This is a genomic window from Virgibacillus sp. Bac332, from assembly GCF_003667785.1.
GTDB lineage: Bacteria > Bacillota > Bacilli > Bacillales > Amphibacillaceae > Virgibacillus > Virgibacillus salarius.
In genome coordinates, this window is the sequence record NZ_CP033046.1 from 3975116 (window position 1) to 3992183 (window position 17068).

At 37.0% G+C, this 17068-nt stretch carries 13 protein-coding genes, 3 pseudogenes and 1 other annotated feature; of the genes and pseudogenes, 9 read left to right on the plus strand and 7 right to left on the minus strand.

The window, feature by feature from the left end:
- The first annotated feature begins 16 nt into the window (after window positions 1–16).
- From D9782_RS19375 to D9782_RS19385, 3 genes and pseudogenes are all read left to right on the plus strand, one after another.
- Window positions 17–557: pseudogene (locus D9782_RS19375) on the plus strand (carbonic anhydrase).
- Between the two features lie 71 nt (window positions 558–628).
- Window positions 629–919 (plus strand): annotated as a pseudogene (locus D9782_RS23660) (DUF6407 family protein).
- 169 nt (window positions 920–1088) lie between these two features.
- On the plus strand, window positions 1089–1463 hold the full coding sequence (locus D9782_RS19385) for a Na-translocating system protein MpsC family protein (RefSeq protein WP_026681458.1): 375 nt from the start codon (window positions 1089–1091) through the stop codon (window positions 1461–1463).
- Window positions 1464–1977: 514 nt separating this feature from the next.
- Here the strand turns inward: D9782_RS19385 and D9782_RS23665 are convergent.
- Both D9782_RS23665 and D9782_RS19395 read right to left on the minus strand, forming a co-directional pair.
- Window positions 1978–2158: pseudogene (locus D9782_RS23665) on the minus strand (IS5/IS1182 family transposase); the annotation flags it as partial.
- A 301-nt stretch (window positions 2159–2459) separates the two neighbouring features.
- A complete protein-coding gene (locus D9782_RS19395; protein WP_026681459.1) occupies window positions 2460–2858 on the minus strand; it encodes a hypothetical protein in 399 nt (132 codons plus the stop codon).
- Between the two features lie 299 nt (window positions 2859–3157).
- Between D9782_RS19395 and D9782_RS19400 the strand changes: the two genes are divergently transcribed.
- On the plus strand, window positions 3158–4459 hold the full coding sequence (locus D9782_RS19400) for a hypothetical protein (protein WP_162986454.1): 1302 nt from the start codon (window positions 3158–3160) through the stop codon (window positions 4457–4459).
- Window positions 4460–4572: 113 nt separating this feature from the next.
- Here D9782_RS19400 and D9782_RS19405 read toward each other — a convergent pair whose 3' ends face one another.
- Complete coding sequence (locus D9782_RS19405; RefSeq protein ID WP_240455757.1) at window positions 4573–4743, minus strand: hypothetical protein; 171 nt, start codon at window positions 4741–4743, stop codon at window positions 4573–4575.
- Between the two features lie 267 nt (window positions 4744–5010).
- On the minus strand, window positions 5011–6279 hold the full coding sequence (tyrS, locus tag D9782_RS19410) for a tyrosine--tRNA ligase (RefSeq protein ID WP_121605494.1): 1269 nt from the start codon (window positions 6277–6279) through the stop codon (window positions 5011–5013).
- Between the two features lie 91 nt (window positions 6280–6370).
- Window positions 6371–6582, minus strand: a binding site (T-box leader).
- Window positions 6583–6701: 119 nt separating this feature from the next.
- On the opposite strand from tyrS, the gene D9782_RS19415 reads away from it, so the two are divergent.
- Complete coding sequence (locus D9782_RS19415) at window positions 6702–9695, plus strand: transglycosylase domain-containing protein (protein WP_121605495.1); 2994 nt, start codon at window positions 6702–6704, stop codon at window positions 9693–9695.
- Between the two features lie 502 nt (window positions 9696–10197).
- Here the strand turns inward: D9782_RS19415 and D9782_RS19420 are convergent.
- Complete coding sequence (locus D9782_RS19420) at window positions 10198–10413, minus strand: hypothetical protein (RefSeq protein ID WP_121603973.1); 216 nt, start codon at window positions 10411–10413, stop codon at window positions 10198–10200.
- 528 nt (window positions 10414–10941) lie between these two features.
- Between D9782_RS19420 and D9782_RS19425 the strand changes: the two genes are divergently transcribed.
- From D9782_RS19425 to D9782_RS19440, 4 genes are all read left to right on the plus strand, one after another.
- Window positions 10942–11595, plus strand: a complete 654-nt coding sequence (locus D9782_RS19425) for a GNAT family N-acetyltransferase (RefSeq protein ID WP_026681463.1) — start codon at window positions 10942–10944, stop codon at window positions 11593–11595.
- 1 nt (window position 11596) lies between these two features.
- Entirely contained in the window at window positions 11597–12250 is a 654-nt protein-coding gene (locus tag D9782_RS19430) for an acetoin utilization AcuB family protein (protein ID WP_026681464.1), read from the plus strand.
- Window positions 12247–13407, plus strand: a complete 1161-nt coding sequence (locus tag D9782_RS19435; RefSeq protein WP_026681465.1) for an acetoin utilization protein AcuC — start codon at window positions 12247–12249, stop codon at window positions 13405–13407. Before D9782_RS19430 ends, D9782_RS19435 begins: the two co-directional genes overlap by 4 nt.
- 366 nt (window positions 13408–13773) lie before the next feature.
- Window positions 13774–15447, plus strand: coding sequence for an IS1182 family transposase (locus D9782_RS19440; RefSeq protein WP_121605496.1), 1674 nt, complete (start codon window positions 13774–13776; stop codon window positions 15445–15447).
- Here the strand turns inward: D9782_RS19440 and motS are convergent.
- Both motS and motP read right to left on the minus strand, forming a co-directional pair.
- Window positions 15417–16217 (minus strand): flagellar motor protein MotS, encoded by an 801-nt coding sequence (motS, locus tag D9782_RS19445; RefSeq protein WP_121605497.1) that lies wholly within the window; start codon window positions 16215–16217, stop codon window positions 15417–15419. The genes D9782_RS19440 and motS overlap by 31 nt on opposite strands.
- A complete protein-coding gene (motP, locus tag D9782_RS19450) occupies window positions 16207–17031 on the minus strand; it encodes a flagellar motor protein MotP (protein ID WP_026681467.1) in 825 nt (274 codons plus the stop codon). Before motP ends, motS begins: the two co-directional genes overlap by 11 nt.
- Window positions 17032–17068 lie beyond the last annotated feature (37 nt).

The following is a 17068-nucleotide window of genomic DNA, read 5'->3' on the forward strand; positions in this document are numbered from 1 at the left end:
AGAAGGAGTGTACTATATGAATTTAGATAAAAATAAAAAAGCACTATTTCTAACGGACATGGAAAACGGGTTGGAGCCTATTTTACGAGAAGTAACGAATATTCGAGCAGAAAACATGCTGACTATACAAAGCTATGGCTCCGTAATCTTACATCCTTATGGAGATATAATGAGGTCTATTATCATTGCGATTTATCAGGAAAATGTTGAGGAAATTTTTGTAGTAGGAACAAAAGATAAGAGGACTTCCACAGTTAATGTATCAACTCAACTTGAATCAACGAAAAACAAAATACAAACATTAGATTATCTTTTTCAAAATAGTAAGCCTGAATTTTCAGGTGGTACGGTCGATGAATGGCTAAATGGAAAAGAAAATGGTAGTGACAATATCGAAAAAAGTGTTGATATCATTCGTCATCATCCATTAGTTCCGTCACATTTTAAAGTTCGAGGTTTAATAATAAATAATTATGATGGAAAATTCTCAATTGTGGAGGTTCCTACTAATAAAACAGTGTCAAACCTAACCTGATCATCACTTGTCATTTCCTTAAGAATTAGAAGCTAGGAGCAATAAATCATTTAGCTCTATACTAGTTTTCATATTTACTGAAAGGAAAAATTAATGGACTCTAATTTAACTGATTTTGTAATTGCAACAAAAGAAGAAATAAAGTATGTTTGATTGTGCAAATATGGAATGTATTAAAAAGATAATTAGAAAAGCAATTGATTTTATAATTTAAAATCTTATGAGGAAGTTGAGGAAACCTATTTAGGTAGCATCAATTTTTTGCATATACACTCTATTATGGACGAAAACATATTATCTAAAATTATTGAAGTCTCAATAAACAGTGAAATTGAATTAAATATTGAAGGTGTATATGAAGGTTATGTTATGAGGGATTATTAATGGATGGCTAAAATAATCAATTTTGTCAATATAGCATGCATCTTAGACTTTCGAATTCAGGATTGACGACTGGCGCTTTGCTTTATTTTATAAGGATGAAAAGCGACATAAAGACTTAAAAGCATATGGAATAAACCAATTTTTTGGTTTGATAGGAGATGTAGTATATATGAAAATATCTAAGGGTTCTTATGAATCTGAGATAAGTAAGGCAATTACTCAATGGGAAAAGGATTTTCTTGGGCGGGGGTCTGTATCAGTTAAGACAGATATATTAAGAGATATGATTATTGTAATTCTAAAAGGTATTTTAACACCAGCTGAATATAGCGTTTGTGAAACAAAAGAGGGAATGTTAACTATAAAGAAAACTCGTTCGGAATTAGTTGAATCAGGTATAGAAGATCTTAAGGATATTATATTAACTATTACGGGAGAAGAAGTGAAAAGTTTCCATACTGATATAAGCTCTCGTACAGGTGAACGAGTGATGGTATTTAAATTATTTAATGATCTTGAGAAAAATTTTAATGTAAAGAAATAAAGGAATGTAACCTTGTAAATAATAATTTTTTAGTAAACAATACTATATTATAATGTCTTCGATAACCTATTCGAGCAGGCTGAGACATATTAGTTATTCTAATTTTATACTAAAATAATATATAAACGATTTTTTTGGACAGTATAGAGATTATTGTAACAATGCATAAATAACGATATAGAAATAAGCGGATGTGTTTATCAACTTTCGCTTATTTTTGTTTTATTGTTATTGCACAGTACAACGTGCAAAGATTAGGTAGTGCAATTGGGTGCTATCCACAATAAATAGTAATATTAATGAGTCTAAAATTTGCAAGCTCTAATTCACTTCTGCATATTTTGGCTCTCTTTTTTATTCAAAAAATATACTGCCATATATAGCATTCATTAAATGCCAAATACAGATAGTGGTGGTAACTTCAAGACTATGAGGGACAATACTTGCCCATTCTTATGGAGAGCAAAATACATAGCATGGTTTACAAAATTTATTATATCGTTATTAATATTAACACCGATTGCGTATAAGCACATAGAATAATTTTCATCATCATTTTGGGGTAATAAGCGGGGCAGCCTGTGTCATGCGAAAAACTAGTAAACGCATCATCTGGTATTGTTCAACCATATCATGCACGGTGAAGCAATATCATCCTTATCCAATTTTATTTCTAAATCTAAAGGCAAAACCATTTTAATTCTATCAAAGGGGATCCTTTTTGTTTATATTAAATTTTGAAATTAATCATAAAAAAATATTGGGACTCCACATTAAGATGTCGTCCCACGAATTTTTATTTTACTCGGGTTTTGTTCCAGCCCCTTTTAAACGTGATGTATTCACGTGAAATTATTAGAAAATAAATTGTACGGTGACCCTATTTAACAATCGGCATTGATAATGAATTAATTCATAACCATAGATTGAGAATAACTTACTCACTTATTTACCAATCCTTCTAAATGTCCCAAACCTTTATATAATTAACTTCACCTATTCCTTTTCGTTATACCTCTGAAGTGCTTCTATTTCTCTTTTTAAACGTTCTTCCATCAGCATATTTTCTTCTTTTAGAGAGTTAGACAAAGATGTTAACTGATCCTTAAGCCAATCCATAATTCTAATTTCTAAGCTTTCCATACTCTCATTTAACTTACTTTCACGTATATCATCCTCCAAAGATGTAACCTCTATTTCCTTCAACTTATTTTTCAGATCCATCCTCTGTTTTTTTAAATTCTGTTTAAGTTCATCTTTTTGTGCTTTCATCAGATTTATTAAATCTGCTTTATATTGTTGAATAGCTTCTCCATATAGTTGCTTTGACTGATTACTATACTGAAACTTACTTTCTTCTTTTGCCCCCATCGAATCTTGTTCCGTATGATCCATGAGCAATCCATCCTCCTAAAGTTTGATATATCATTACCATATGTAACTATATAGTGATGTGACACCTAAGCATTCTATATTTTCTGAACAAGTGTCTATACAGTGAATACTCCCCCTGAATACATTGTACATAACGATTAATGTCTATTAAGGGAGAGAAAATCATGAAAAACTCGCTCGATTTTTGTAATGAGTGCTGTAAACATTTTAAACATTGTGACTGCAAAAGAGAGTCTCCATGTAAAAGACAATTCTGTAAAAAATGTTTTCATAAGCTAGAATGTCAATGTCATAAAGATATGAAGCAACAGCAAGAGCAAGGATTTGGCGATCAAGACCAAGAACAAAGTCAAGGTGATGAGCAGCAACAGCAAGAGCAAGGATTTGGCGATCAGGACCAAGGACAAAGTCAAGGTGACGAGCAGCAACAGCAAGGACAGGGATTTGGCGATCAGGACCAAGGACAAAGTCAAGGTGATGAGCAGCAACAGCAAGAGCAAGGATTTGGCGATCAAGACCAAGAACAAAGTCAAGGTGACGAGCAGCAACAGCAAGAGCAAGGATTTGGCGATCAGGACCAAGGACAAAGTCAAGGTGATGAGCAGCAACAGCAAGAGCAAGGATTTGGCGATCAGGACCAAGGACAAAGTCAAGGTGACGAGCAGCAACAGCAAGGACAGGGGTTTGGTGATCAGGATCAAGAACAGAGCCAAGGCAATCAAGAACTACAGCAAGGACAAGGACATGGTGGTCAAATCCAAAATCAGGGTGATCAAGATCAAGGGCCGCAAATTCAAAATCAGGAGCATGGTGACCAAAGAAATGGAGATCAAATTAATGAAGGACATACAAATATATCTCCGTTGGAAAATGATCAAACCATATCAACTCCTGTTGATGTGGACGGAGTAACTGTAAATGTAAAATGTGGTGATTGTGTTCCCTTTCCATTTTTCCCACCACACGATGATCGTAAAGATAAGTGTAAATGCAAACGATGCAAAAACAGGAAATGTTCACCTGATTGTGACAATTGCACCATATGTTCATGTAATTTACTAGAAATGTTACAATCTTTTCAGATCACAACTACGGATACTGATGCTAAGCAAGTAGATCTATACATCTCATCCATAACATCACTAAGCAACCCTATTGAAAATCAGACTATCACCGATATTATTGACTGCTGTATCGTTAAACTTAAACCTGCCTCACAACCTGAAGTAATTCCCAGCACAACTGTGCAACTGTGCGATATTGCTGGAATAAGAGCGGAAAACTCTACAGAAAGCCCAAATGCTTTAGATTTTATAATAGATGTTGCTCGTGAAATGAACGAACATGGTGATGACCATCAGAAAGACTGTAATTGTCCTCGTTGCGCAAAAGCAATGGGTGATGAGCTTGCATGTGCTGCGCGATTTGGAATACTTGTCAACATATCAATAACTGGCTTAACTACTCCACTATCTTTATATGTACTAAACGTAAAAGACTGTTTTGTTTTTCTTGTCGATGATCTAATGAATCCCTCAGAGATTTTTGCTTTTTCCCTATGTTCTGTAGTTGGGTTTACTGTAGAGTCACAAACCATCTAAAGAAGGCAAATTGTACCTCCTAACTATATAGGCTGGAAAAAAGCATATAGATAAATCCATGTAGGATTTGAAATTCCACATGGATTTATCGTTTTTCATTACGTTATTTTTTTCTAAAATGGTCCCCAATCAATCCATACACCAATTGTCAACGTCAGAATGGCAATGACTAACCAAATTAAAAATAGTGGTAAAACCCTCCTTCCCCACTTCGTCCATGGCACATTTGCTACAGCGAGACTTGTCATTAATATGCCGGATGTTGGAAAAATAAGATTCGTCAACAAAATACCCTAAGCTGGTTGCTACAAAAATGAGCAGGTACTTATGTCTGCTTGTAAATACAGCATGATGCTGCCTCCCTCTACTATCCTTATCCACGCCAATGATACTATTTGATGTATCTTCTACACCCTTTTAGCATATCTCCATATATACCAAATGGTAGCAGCCAAGGGAAGCCGGACACACAAAATAGCTGCCGAAAAGAATTTCTCGACAGCTATTCAAACTAATCATTAATTTACAATACTTATTGCTTCTATTATTTTTTAAAACGTAATAAGAAAGTACTTTTTCTTTCCTCTGCGTATAACAGTAAATGTATCTTCAATACGATCATCCACTTGCAAGTCGTATTGCACGTCCTGCTGACGTTCCCCGTTGAGATAAATAGCACCATTCGCTATATCCTCACGTGCTTGTCGCTTTGATGGAGAGATTTTAGCAGCAACCAGTAGATCAACTAAATTCATATCTTTCGATTCTGCTTTATACGTTGGTACATCTTTAAATCCCTGTTTAATATCACTTGCTGTAAGTTGTTTTATATCTCCACTAAATAAAGATGCTGATATTTTTTGTGCTTGTTCTAATGCTTCTTTACTATGAACAATCAGCGTCATTTCCTCAGCTAACCGCTTATGAGCTACGCGCTTTTCTGGTTGCGTATTAATTTCGTCTTCCAGACTTGCAATTTCTTCTTCAGAAATAAATGTAAAATAGCGGAGAAACTTGATAACATCACGATCATCTGTATTTAACCAAAATTGATAAAATTCATATGGAGATGTTTTTTCTGGGTCAAGCCAGATTGCTCCTCCAGCTGTTTTACCAAATTTAGTACCATCCGCTTTCGTAATTAATGGAACAGTTAGTCCAAAAACATTTATTTCGTCATTTTCATTTTCTCTTGAACGACGAATTAGTTCCATTCCTGCGGTAATATTTCCCCATTGGTCACTTCCACCAATTTGTAACGTACATCCTTCTTCTTCATTTAATTTCATGTAATCCAGGGATTGCAGAATCATATAACTAAATTCTGTATACGAGATACCCTGTTCAATACGCGCAGATACCGATTCTTTTGCAAGCATGTAATTGATGCCAAAATGTTTACCAGCATCCCTTAAAAAGTCAATAACAGTCATACTTGCTAGCCAATCATGATTATTTCTTGCAACTACTGGATTTTCTCCTTTGTCAAAATCAAGAATACGAGCAATTTGCTGTTTAATTTTTTCACTGTACCCTTTCACTACGTCGCTTTCATTTAGGGAACGCTCTGTATTACGTCCACTTGGATCTCCGATCATTCCCGTACCACCACCGATGAGAGCAATTGGACGATGTCCCACCTTTTGGAATCTCTTTAGCATTGTAATTGGCACCAAGTGTCCAATATGCAAGCTATCACCAGTAGGATCGAACCCACAATATAATGTAACCTCATTTTCAGCTAGATGCTTTTGTAAACCATCTCTATCCGTTACTTGGTTAATAAGTCCTCTTGTTTCTAGATCCTGTAAAATATTCAATTCCTTCACACTCCATCATTTTTGTTTCTTTCTAGCTCAATATGCTTGTACTGCTTACTCCAATGAAAAAAATAAAAAAACTCCTCCCTCAAAAAGGGACGAGTTATATTCACACGCGGTACCACCCTTGTTGCAATTGCTTGCCACTTGGGATTGATAACGGTGTCGCCACCGTTTCTTTATTACACCATAAAGAAAATGCTCCAGAATGTAATTCATTTTACAAATATTCCTGACTTTCACCAACCGCCAGTTCTCTAAATAGGGATTTGTAAAACTACTTCGTTCTTTCTCAGCATCGTTTATCCTATTACTATATATTCATATCATATTCATTTCATAAAAGCAATAATAAATCAAAATTTAATATACCCTAAATAGTGAATATGCTATAATGAATAAGGAATTTAGGAGGTTTTGCCATGAATTTTAAAGAACGGCTTCATACATATTTTGAAAAAGCCAAATCTATTTGGAAAACGGGAAAAATCCAGACTACTTCACGTATTTCATATAGTGTCGTTTGGAATGTTATCCTATTTTTTCTTGTTATCGGCCTAATTGGTATGTTTTTTGCCGGTGGAGTGGGAGCAGGATATTTTGCTTCGCTAGTGAAGGATGAACCTGTCAGATCCTATGAAGTAATGAAACAGGATATATACAACTACGAAGAAACGTCCAAGCTGTACTTTGCAGGAGATAAATATTTTGGAGATGTCCGATCGGATCTTTATCGTGAAGAAACAACATTGGAGAACATCTCCCCTACTTTACTTGATGCTGTTATCGCTACAGAAGATGAATACTTTAAAGAGCATAAAGGAGTTGTCCCCAAAGCAATTTTACGTGCTGTATTACAAGAGGCACTTAATTCTAATGTAAAAACTGGTGGAAGTACGCTGACACAGCAGCTCATTAAAAATCAAATTTTAACTAATGAAGTATCGTTTGAACGTAAAGCAAAAGAAATCTTACTTGCACTCAGGCTAGAACGATTCTTTGAAAAGGATGAAATTTTAGAAGCATACTTAAATATTGTGCCATATGGTCGAGATGCATCCGGAAATAATATTGCAGGAGTTCAAACAGCTGCACAAGGTGTTTTTGGCGTAGACGCTAAGGATGTAAATCTAGCCCAAGCAGCTTATTTAGCAGGACTTCCACAAAGCCCCTCTGCCTATACTCCATTCACTAGCGATGGGAATTTAAAAGAGGGGAAAAGTTTAGAACGAGGCATCAATCGAATGAAGTCCGTACTTAACCGGATGTACGAATCAGAATATATTACAAAAAAAGCATATGAAGAGGCAATGGCTTATGATATAACTAAAGATTTCACAGGTAAATCAAAGTCACCAATTGAAAAATACCCGTACTTAACCTTTGAAGTTGAAAAAAGAGCCAAGGAAATTCTTACTACTCAACTTGCTAAACAAGATGGTTATACGGAAGAAGATCTTGCAAAAGATGATGATCTCGAAAAAGAATATCAATCGATCGCTTCAAGAAATCTACGCGTGAACGGCTATCATATCCATACAACAATTAATAAAGAGATTTATGAAGAGTGGCAGGATATCGTAAAAAATTATCAGTACTATGGACCTGATCGTACATTTACGAAAACCGTTGATGGAGAAACTGTAGAGGTTACGGAAAAAGTACAAACTGGTGGCATGTTAATCGAAAATAGTTCTGGTAAAATTATTAGTTTTGTTGGTGGTCGTGAATTTGGCCAAGATAGTCAATACAATTATGCAACGTTGGCTACCCGTTCACCAGGAAGTACGATAAAACCAATACTTGACTATGCACCAGCAATGGAAGAAGGTAAAATCCAGCCTGGTAGCGTATTAGCAGATATAAGAAAACCATTACCAGGTTGGCCAGCTGGCAAGCCAGGAAACTATGGAGGGGGCTTTCATGGAATTGTTTCAGCAAGAACTGCATTGGCTCAGTCCTACAACATTCCTGCGGCGGAAGTCTATTCCAAAATACTGCATTTAAATCCCGCAAAAAAATATTTAGAAAAAATGGGGATTACCACACTGAAAGAAATAGATTATACAGGTCCTGCCGCGTCAATAGGGACGATGGATGTATCGGTTGAAGAGAATGTTAATGCGTTCGCAACCTTAGGAAACAATGGCAAGTTCGCAGATGCTTACATGATAGAAAAAATCACGACAAATGATGGTGAGGTTGTCTATGAGCATAAGTCAAAACCAGTAGATGTATTTACACCACAGACCAATTATTTAACCCTCGATATGATGCGTGATGTCATATCGAGTGGAACCGCTCGCTTTCTTAATGGCCAACTAAACTATGGTGGCGTGGATTGGGCAGGAAAAACCGGGACCTCACAGGATTACAAAGACGCATGGTTTGTTGCAACAAATCCAAATGTAACCTTTGGAACATGGATCGGATATAAAACGCCGCATTCCATTTATAATTCGAGTATGTCTCTAAGCTACAGCCAACGAAATATGAAGTTATGGGCGCAATTAATGAATAAAGCAACAGCCATTGATCCAGAGCTACTAGCACCGACAAATAGCTTTAAACGTCCAGGTGGAATCGTCCAGCGAAGCTATTGCGCCATATCTGGAATGCTGCCATCGGAGCTATGTGAAAAAGCTGGTTTAGTAAGGTCGGATCTATTTAATGCCAAATTCGTTCCTACAAAGAAAGATGATAGCTTAATTACTGGAAGTATTGTTATGGTAGACGGTAAAGCAGTAGTTGCCGGCCCAAATACTCCAAGTGAGTTTACTAAAGGTGATGGTCTAGCATTTAATCCAGAATTCTTAAAACGGAATGGTTATGATAAATTAGCAGATATTAGCCAGCTATTTCCTAACATTGCTACAGAGAAATGGGAAAAAATTAGTGCTCCTAATAAAGACGCTGGTGACATGCTAAAGGATGATGGAAAGGCACCAAGCGCACCAACATCTCTTAAAAAATCAGGAAAGAAACTAACTTGGAAGAAGTCAGGAAGCAAGGATGTTGTTGGCTACCGAATTTATCGGGCAACTGGACCAGGTAACAAATTCACATTAGTAGGCAGCACAACCTCAACTAATTTTAACATAGGCACTGGTGATGCTAGGTACCATGTCAAAGCAGTAGATTATTTCGGTCTTGAATCAGGTGCATCGAAAGAATTACTCGTTGGCGATACAGGAGAAAAAGAACCAGAAACACCAGATAAAGGTAAAGAAAAAGATACTGTTAAAGATAAGGACAAGAATAAAGAAGAAGACGAGAAACCAGTTGATGATAAGGATACGGATAAAAAAGATCCTGATTCGAACAAAAAAGATAATGACGAGGATACCGTCCCTAGGGATGAAGATAAAGAAGAAACTCCAACTGACAATAGTATACCTGAAGCAACTATGAATTAGACGTCAGTATTTGTCAGGAACTTGGCTAAAGTCCCCCATTACTTTTCTTTAAAGCTTGCAAAGCGAAATGCTTTGCAAGCTTTTTTATTGGTTTAGACCTTCCCTTGCTTATAGGTGTTTATAAAAAAACCTCACTTCAAGGTAGGATAAAGTTGGAATCAGCTCAAGGAAGATTATATGGGATCAACTTACAATATTTACATTATCTGATTCATTTACAGGAAACCCAAAAGCGCAAGCGCCCGATTAGAAACGTAGCGACTGGAGTGAGCCAACGGAGTTAAAGGAATCACGGTGAGCTTGCGAGCCGATGATGACTTAGTTTAGGGGGCGATTCATGAAGTCACCTAGTTTCTGGGCGCTGGAGCTGGAAGCTGCTCAACAAGCGCCTATTTATCCACATGGGCTAATTTTATAACTCCTTATCTTTTAAAAAAAACGGAGCTAAATTCGCTCAGTCCTTATCACTAAATGCTCAGATTTACGCTTCCTCTAGTAGCTATTATGGAATAATAGCTACTGCTTGCTTGACCACCACTCCGGCTGCCCACTTCCCTTTCCGTGGGGTTTGTCCTTCAGCTAACTTTTTTAGCAAAACCCGCTCAAAAAAGTGGATCTTCAGGTCAAACATTTCCCACAGGAGTTGAAGTGGCCGGCCTTCGCTATTATCAGGCTCTACAACGCTAGCATGAAGTAACACAGCTGCTTTTATACTCACGGATAGCGATTTTCACTTTACCCATTGTAAAAAAAGTCAACCTATTACTTATGACAAGAATTGTTGCACCTTCTCATAGCGGAGACGAATTACGCAGACTCCTGCGGGATTAGCGCGAGCCGAAAATCCACTTTGCAACGTGTTCTTCTTTGCAAAGTTAGTTGAGGCCGTGCCCGCCGAAAGCGAAGTAATTAGTCGGAGCATTGCCAATATACATCAAACATTTCAAAATAACTACTTGGCTTAACGCAGTCATTGCACCGATTTTATACTTTCTTAACTTATAAAAAAATAAAAGATTCTTTTAGAATACAGGCAGAAAGTCCTTTCACCGGGGCTTTAATCTGATAACTGAGGCTTTCAGTCGTAAAGCAAGCTACGAGTTCACACGGATGGTTTTGATTGTTAGACCTAAGCTTCCAATTCTGAGATCGTATCTTTTATGAATCGTTCACAGATGTTACTAAAAATTCTGTGGATATTGCTGTATAATAAATGTAAGCGTAATACATGACAGGTGGTGACTGAATGAAGCATACGAAAAAACATTATCTACAAACACGAGAGACAAGTGATGAAACGATAATCATTGAAGGACCACTGACAGCTGCAGAACTGAAGGAGTATAAGTTCCATCATGATTTAACTGCATTTCGACCTGCGACGAAGCAATTCGAAGCAATCATGCAAATCGCTTCCTTTCCTGAGGGGAGAATTATTGTTGCAAGAACAAAAGATACAATCATTGGCTACGTAACCTATCTACATCCCGACCCTTTAGAAAGGTGGTCTAAATTTGCAATGGATGATTTAATCGAACTAGGAGCTATTGAAGTAATACCAGACTTTCGTGGTGCGAAAATTGCTTCAGGCTTGTTAGAAGTTTCAATGATGGATACGTATATGGAGAATTATATCATTATTTCCACAGAGTATTACTGGCACTGGGACTTAGATGGTACAAAATTAAGTATCTGGGATTATCGTAAGGTCATGGAGAAAATGATGGCTGCTGGTGGACTTCTACCTGCACCTACAGATGATCCAGAAATTATTTCGCACCCTGCTAACTGTTTAATGGTACGAATAGGAAAAAATGTCTCAGAGGAATCTATTAAAAAATTTGACACGTTACGTTTTCTACAGCGACATCACTATCGAAATATGCGGGAGGGTCTTTAACATGCTGGTGGAAGAAATCATGAAGACGGAAGTAATCGCATTACCACCAACTGCTACAATAAAAGAAGCCTTACACCTACTACACAAACATAAAATAAGGCATATACCAATTGTAGATTCAACTAAAGAAGTTATAGGTATTGTATCGGATCGTGATGTGCGAGATGCTAGTCCATCTATTTTTGAAAAAGAATCCGAAGCCTGTGAATTAGATCATGAAATTCAAACGATTATGAGTCAGCCAGTTATAACCATTCATCCATTGGACTTTGTAGAAGAAATAGCAAAGATTTTCTATGAACAAGAAATTGCTTGTCTTCCTGTTGTTCGCAAAAACAATAAGCTGGTTGGTATCATCACTGAAAAAGACATGCTATATACAATGATTCAATTAACGGGGACACATGTACAAAGTTCGCACATAGAAGTTAAAGTTCCACATCGTCCGGGAATTCTTCCCGAAGTCACTTCCATCTTTGGTAAACGAAAAACCAATATCATTTCAGTACTTGTCTACCCATTTAAAGATAATCCAAACTACAAGATATTAGTATTCCGTATTCAAACAATGAATCCACTTCCTGTTATACAAGATCTCCGTAATGCAGGCTATGAACTGTTATGGCCAAATAATATTGCGGGGGAAAATCGATGACATGTCATGCTAAATTCATCTTTTCTGATTCCTTTTTAAATTATCACTTTAATGAAGATCACCCATTTAATCAAAAACGGATCTTGTTAACCAAGGAGTTATTGGAGAGCAAAGAACTGCTTTCTAGTAAGGATTTATTATCACCAAGGCAAGCAACAGACGAAGAACTAATGCTATTTCATGACCATGCTTATGTTGAAGCTGTTAAGCAAGCTAGTACAGGGTTGTTAGCAGATGAAGATGCAGTAGAATTTGGATTAGATACTGAGGATACACCTATTTTTCAAAATATGCATGATGCATCTGCCAGTTTGGTCGGCGGTACCCTTTCAGCAGTGGATGCAGTATTAACTGGTCAAGCGTCTCATGCGCTTAATCTTGGTGGCGGGTTACACCATGGTTTTAAAAGGAAAGCTGCTGGATTTTGCATATACAATGATGGTGCAGTAGCGATCCGTTATATTCGGGAAAAATATAACTTACGTGTTTTATATGTTGACACAGATGCACATCATGGTGATGGCGTCCAATGGGGTTTTTATGATGATCCAAATGTATGCACCTTTTCTATTCATGAAACTGGTCGCTATCTATTCCCTGGTACTGGAAATGTAAATGAACGTGGAATTAAAAGCGGACATGGATATGCATTCAATTTACCTATTGATGCTTTTACGGAAGACGACTCGTTTTTACACGTTTATACTTCTGCATTAAGAGAAATTACGGCCTTTTTTAAACCAGATGTTATTGTAACTCAAAATGGAGCGGACGCCCATTGCTATGATCCTCTGACACATCTTTGCGCGACCATGTCGATATATGAAAAGATACCAGCGCTAGCTCATGAGTTAGCCCATCAATATTGTAATGGGAAATGGATTGCGCTTGGTGGTGGTGGCTATGATATTTGGCGAGTAGTTCCACGTGCGTGGGGACAAATATGGAATATCATGAAACATAATCAACTAGCAACAGGGGCACTCCCAGAGAAATGGAAAAACAAATGGCAGAAATATTCTAAAACACCTCTGCCAGATTACTGGTCAGATTCAGCCAATATCGTACCGCATATACCTAGAAAACAGGAAATATCAGAGAAAAATAATAATACATTACTGCAGTTATTAAAATATACGAAAAAAATCGAAATGTAGGAACAAAAGCGTAAGCTCCCGAATAGAAACGTAGCGACGATTCAACGGAGATAAAGGACTCACGGTGTGCTTGCGAGCCGATAATGACTTAGATTAGGGCGATTTGTGAACTCCCCTAGTTTCCGGGCGCTGGAGCTGGAAGCTGCCCAACAAGCGCCTATTGTTTATCCACATGGGCTAATTTTATAATTTCCTTAATTTCCTAGACTATTAATAAAGGGGCTGGGACAAAACCCAGTAAAATAAAAAGTGGTACTCGCCAATAATTTGGTAAGTACCACTTTTTTTGAGATTTATGTACGCAAAAGGGATACCTTCTGGTAAAGTTAAAGTAATCACACCCAAACAGAACCGGAGGTATCCCTTATGTTTAAACATTATACCATGAATCAAGTCGTTTTGCCTTTAGATTTTGAAATGAAATTACAAGAAAATGATATCGCCTATGCAGTGAACCATATTGTAGAACATATCCCAGAAGAATCATTTGTGGGATTTTTGCGCGAAACAGGTTGTCCTGCATACCATCCTCGAATGATGATGAAGATTATCTTATGTGCCTATACCCAATCTGTTTTTTCTGGCAGAAAAATAGAAGGCTTACTTAAAGATAGTGTACGGATGATGTGGTTAGCACAGGGGTATGAGCCGAGCTATCGTACCATCAATCGATTCCGTGTTCATCCCGAAGTAAAAGAGTTACTACGCCAATGTTTTGTCCTATTTCGCTGTCAACTTGTTGAAGAGAAGGCAATTGAAGAAGAGGCCATTTTTATTGACGGCACGAAATTAGAAGCGAATGCCAATAAGTTCACTTTTGTATGGAAAAAATCCATTGAAAAATACAGCTCCGATTTAGTAGAGAAGTCGAATCAAATGTATGAGGAGCTACTGGAAAAAGAAATTATCCCCGAAATAGAAAGAGAAAGTTCTGATGAAATTTCAACGGAAGAACTCAATGAAGTAGTAAAAAACCTAGATGAAAAAGTGAAGAAATACGATCAAGAAATCGAGGAAAGTGAAAAAGCAAAAGATCGCAAACAACTCCGTTCTATGCGAAAAGAACCCAAGCAATACCGTAAACAATTCCAAGACTATGTAATTCGTAAACAGAAATATCAAAATGATATGGAGATCTTTGGCAACCGCAATAGTTATTCTAAGACGGATCATGATGCCACTTTTATGAGAATGAAAGATGACTATATGAAAAATGGCCAACTTAAGGCGGGTTATAATGTACAAATTGCGACCGAAGGCCAGTACACATTAGCTTATGATGTATTTCCAAATCCTACGGATACTCGCACGTTTATTCCTTTCCTCAAGAATATTGAAGAAAGGTACTTCAAGTTACCCAAGTATATTGTCGCTGACGCCGGTTATGGTAGTGAACAAAATTATAGTGAGGTATTACATCGAAATAGAACTCCACTCATTACGTATAATTCCTATCGGATGGAAAAGAAAAAGAAATATAAAGAAAATCCTTTTTATGTGTCAAACTGGGACTATGATTCAGACAGCGACTTCTTTACTTGCCCAAACGGAAAGAAGGTACCTTTTCAATATCTATCGAATCGAACAGATAAAGCCGGATTTAAACGAACCTTTCGTGTCTATGAATGTGAAGATTGTTCGGGATGTCCATTACGCGTTCATTGTACCAAAGCAAAAAGAAATCGTAAGATTTTCTATAATGCCCATTGGGAACAGCAAAAAGCATATATAAGAGAGCAGCTTTCAAAAGAAGAAAAGGGAGAAATCTATGGAAAACGTAAAATAGATGTAGAACCTGTCTTCGGATTTTTGAAGGCTAATTTGCGTTTCACTCGTATGTCAGTGAGAGGCAAATCGAAAGTGGAAAATGAATTAGGATTCGCCTTTATGGCGGTGAATTTAAGAAAGTACATCGCCTTCAGGCAAAATACAAGCCTAAATTATAACAAAAAAGATTCCAGCTATCATTTGCTGATAACTGGAATCTTTTTTAACTTCATAAGGGCTAGTTATGTCCCAGCCCCTTCAACTGGGCTTTGATTTCTTTCCAAAATCACTATTTCTACACGCCTATTTTTACTCCAATTAACTGCTGAAGTATTAGGCGCTATAGGCTGTGTATCCGCATAACCTACTGATGAAAATCGAGATCTATCAAAGTCATTTTGCTGCAATAAATAACGAATGACACTGCTTGCTCTTGCTCCTGAAAGCTCCCAATTCGAAGGATAACGATAGTTAGAAATTGGTCGACTATCTGTATGTCCCTCAACATGTACATGATTCGGTAGATTTTTGAGTAACGAACCTATTTTGTTTAAAAATGGTTTCCCAGAATTTAGGATAACCGCCTCACCAGAGTCAAACAATATACTCTCCTGTAGTACAAGCTCAACCCCCTGCTTTGTTCTATTAGCAGAAATTACTTTATTCAAGTCATTTTTATCTAAGTAAGCTTCTACTTCCTTCATTAAATCATCTAATGATTGTTCATTTTTATCCGTTTGTTTATCTCGATCGTTTGTGTTCGGCATCTGCGTAGGTGTGTCAAATTCATTAGACTGTTCCCCACTCTCTTCATTACTTGTATTTTCCGTTGGATTGTCCATAGGAACAGGTGAAGGATAAAAATCGAAAATCATTCGATTACGAAATGAATCTGAAATTGCCTCAAATTTCACTAAATCAATTTGCGACATGGAAAACAAAAGAATAAAAAATACTAAAATAAGCGTAACCATATCCGAATAAGTAACCATCCACTTTGGCGCACCATTCTTATTTGATCGTCTTATTTGCCTACGCTTCATGAATACTCTCCTCCACGAATTTAGCAGAATCGTCACTTTCTTGTTTTGCTTTTGATTCGTTGGATAGGAAGGCACTTAATTTTTCTTCCAGTATTCTTGGGTTCTGTCCGGATTGAACACCGATTACACCTTCAATAATGATCTGTTTGAGAAATACTTCTTCTTCCGTTTTACTCTCGAGCTTACTTGCCATGGGTATGAAAACCAAATTTGAAAGAACTGTACCATACAGCGTTGTTAACAACGCCACTGCCATACTCGGCCCTAATGTTGAAGGATCTTGTAAATTATTGAGCATGAGCACCAGTCCAACAAGTGTTCCTATCATTCCCCAAGCTGGTGCGTATTCTCCTGCCTTTTCTATTAAGGATCTGCCTCTATAATGACGATCTTCTACGGCAGTAATCTCAGCGTCCATTATATCTTTAATTACTTCCGGCTCAATACCATCTACAGCTAAGAGAATACCCTTCTTAATAAAAGGATCTTCTACTTCCTCTAGTTCGTTTTCCAGTGCCAATATTCCTTCTCTTCTAGCTCTTTCTGATAAACGAACAAATAATCCAATCAATTCAGGTAAGCGTTGGTCATTCTTATGAAATGCTTCACTTAAGACCTTTCTTGTTAATTTAATTTGTTCCATTTTAAAATTAATCAACATGGAGGCAACTAGTCCTCCGATAACGATAAAAATGGAGGAAATATCCATAAAAATAGATGCCCCACTTGTACCGCTTTTGGAAACAATGGCCAGCATAATCATAATAAAACCTAATGTAATGCCGATAGGAGTTAATATATCACGTTTTCTCATATTCTCTCTCCTCAGATAGCTGTTGATTGAGGATGTT

Bases quoted from the DNA above. Each gene is read 5' to 3' on its own strand.
- D9782_RS19400 (WP_162986454.1), top strand. From the start codon at position 3,158: ATGAAGCAACAGCAAGAGCAAGGATTTGGCGATCAAGACCAAGAACAA.
- D9782_RS19395 (WP_026681459.1), bottom strand. From the start codon at position 2,858: ATGGATCATACGGAACAAGATTCGATGGGGGCAAAAGAAGAAAGTAAG.
- D9782_RS19440 (WP_121605496.1), top strand. From the start codon at position 13,774: ATGTTTAAACATTATACCATGAATCAAGTCGTTTTGCCTTTAGATTTT.
- motS (WP_121605497.1), bottom strand. From the start codon at position 16,217: ATGAAGCGTAGGCAAATAAGACGATCAAATAAGAATGGTGCGCCAAAG.
- D9782_RS19430 (WP_026681464.1), top strand. From the start codon at position 11,597: ATGCTGGTGGAAGAAATCATGAAGACGGAAGTAATCGCATTACCACCA.
- D9782_RS19385 (WP_026681458.1), top strand. From the start codon at position 1,089: ATGAAAATATCTAAGGGTTCTTATGAATCTGAGATAAGTAAGGCAATT.
- D9782_RS19415 (WP_121605495.1), top strand. From the start codon at position 6,702: ATGAATTTTAAAGAACGGCTTCATACATATTTTGAAAAAGCCAAATCT.
- D9782_RS19435 (WP_026681465.1), top strand. From the start codon at position 12,247: ATGACATGTCATGCTAAATTCATCTTTTCTGATTCCTTTTTAAATTAT.
- D9782_RS19425 (WP_026681463.1), top strand. From the start codon at position 10,942: ATGAAGCATACGAAAAAACATTATCTACAAACACGAGAGACAAGTGAT.
- motP (WP_026681467.1), bottom strand. From the start codon at position 17,031: ATGAGAAAACGTGATATATTAACTCCTATCGGCATTACATTAGGTTTT.